Origin of the sequence: Protofrankia sp. Cj5 (genome assembly GCF_917627405.1) — a bacterium.
Lineage (GTDB): Bacteria > Actinomycetota > Actinomycetes > Frankiales > Frankiaceae > Protofrankia.
In genome coordinates, this window is the sequence record NZ_CAKJTO010000117.1 from 1,661 (window position 1) to 3,739 (window position 2,079).

Consider the following 2,079-nt stretch of genomic DNA (forward strand, 5'->3'; position numbering starts at 1 on the left):
GCCCGCAACTGGCGCAGCACGCTGATCAGACTCGCACCGCGCAACGCGTCGATCTCATCGAAGAACAGCACCAACGGCCGCGGACAGACCTGTGCCCACCCCACGAGCGCCTCCGCGAGCATGTTCTCGTCAGGGGCCGCCGGCCAAGGCGGCGGCCGCAGCTCTGCCGGCAGGGCGATCTCGGCCCGGCTTCGCATCGCGCGGAGTACGCCGCGCTGCGCCGCGCCGTAGTCGTCGCCGGCGGCCTCGCCGACCTCACACGAGAAATGCAGCGCCGCATACCCGCCGCCAGCGGTCAACTCGTCCGCGAGCGCCCGCAGCGTGGTCGTCTTCCCCGTCTGCCGCGGCGCATGCACCACAAAATAGCCCAGCTGGGCGACCAGATCGGGCGCCTCGGGCAGCCGCCCCAACGCCGGAACCATGTAATGGTACGGAGGCAGACACGGCCCCGCCGTGTTGAACCTGCGCCCCATAAGCCAGAACCCCCGCGACATCGGACGACAACCGTCCCCGCCACTCTACGGTGCGCCACGTACCCCACCGTGTGCCCTGCGTGCCCTGCGCCCCCTGTATGCCCCGCCAGACGCTCCCGGTCTTCATCCAGAGGAAGGACTTTCCCGTACGAAACCGGGCAGCACCCACCAGCCAAAAATAGCGACCACTAGCATCGACAGGCCCTCGAACAGGCATACAACTGTGAGGAACACCTGGGCGTAGCCCTGTACACGGTCACGATATGCCCCCGGTGCGGCCGCTACCCAACCCGATAGAATTCATCAGGCAGTCTTCCCTGGCATCGCACGTACGGCCGGTGATTTCTCAACGGCCGATTTCTCAACGGCCGAGGCGGGCGCGGACCTCAGGGCGCCGCAGCGGCGGCACAGTGGTCGGGGGCTGGCGGCGGGCCGGTAGCGCCCCGAGCAGCCGGTGAACCGTAACGGTCACCTCAGTGACGGCCGCCTCGAACGCATCATCAGCCGCCGACGGCTGGCGCAACCCGCTGACCTTCCGGATGAACTGGCGGGCGGCTGCCTCGATCTCCTCGTCGGTCGCCGGCGGCTCCAGGCCCCGCAGCTCGGTGATATTGCGGCACATGCCTACAACGGTAATCCCACCCACCATGGGAACCCGCCGGTCAGGCGCGCAGAACGGTGACCGGGCGACCGGCCGGACTGCTCACCTGCTCAAACCTCGTACGGTCGGCAATAGGCGCGGCCTCGGGCCGGCGGTCGAACACCACCAGGACACCGCGGTCGAGGCCGAGCCGGTCGAGGTAGCCGTCGAGCTGAGCCAGCCCCCGGGCCAGCGGGTCGGGTTCACCAGCACGCCACACCTTCAGCTCGACCGCCTCCCGCTGCACGGCCCGTTTCCCATCCGGGTGCTGGTAGGGCCAGCGGACGAACAAGTCGATGCGTCCGCGGCCGACGCCGTACTCCCGCTCCACCTGTCCGCCTCCGTTGACCACGCGTTGCAGGAAAGCCATGAACACCAGCTGGGGGGCGACCTCGTGGTAGACGATTCCGCGGGTCAGCACGTCGGAGTGCTCACGCCAGAAGTCGGCGAACTCGGCGAGCAGCAGGTTGAAGTCCAGCCGGCCGTCGGCGCGGACGAAGGCCCGCGGGTCGGCGAGAACGGTCTCCTCGGTGTTGGCGGTGAGTACCCGGGCAATGACCTCGTGGTAGATCGGGTTGGCGATCCGCAGCGGGCGGGTCGCCGCGACCAGCCCGAGGTCACGCGCATACTGCAGGTCGTCGTCGTAAGGGTCGAGCTGGGTCAACGTCCCGGCCAGCACCGGCTCCACAACCCGACGCACCCGCGGCTCCACAAGCTTGGACGCCAACGAATCCAGATGCGTGGCGCGAGCCAGAATCAACCGCTCCTTCGCCCGCTCCACATGCTCAACGCCGATCGGCTCCGCCGCAAGAACCTTGATTTTTTCGATAATCTCCCGGGCCAACGCGTTGACCAGCCACGGCTGCCCCGCGGTCAGCTCCACCGCCCGCGCCACCGCCGCCGGGGTGAAAACCTGCCCGGTCTCGGCCGTGTGCTGGCCGTACAACTCAGCCACCTCGCTCGGGG

General features: G+C 68.6%; 2 protein-coding genes and 1 pseudogene. All 3 read right to left on the minus strand.

Annotated features, from left to right (window positions below; genetic code table 11):
• On the minus strand, positions 1 to 473 hold a 473-nt coding region (locus MJ777_RS19430), incomplete at its 3' end, for an ATP-binding protein (protein WP_370652777.1).
• Between the two features lie 361 nt (positions 474 to 834).
• Entirely contained in the window at positions 835 to 1,095 is a 261-nt protein-coding gene (locus MJ777_RS19435; protein WP_239377369.1) for a DUF2277 domain-containing protein, read from the minus strand.
• Between the two features lie 40 nt (positions 1,096 to 1,135).
• Positions 1,136 to 2,079 (minus strand): annotated as a pseudogene (locus tag MJ777_RS19440) (ATP-binding protein); the annotation flags it as partial.

What these genes read in the sequence shown, in the direction of transcription:
- MJ777_RS19435 (WP_239377369.1), bottom strand. Translation starts at nt 1,095, where the DNA reads ATGTGCCGCAATATCACCGAGCTGCGGGGCCTGGAGCCGCCGGCGACC.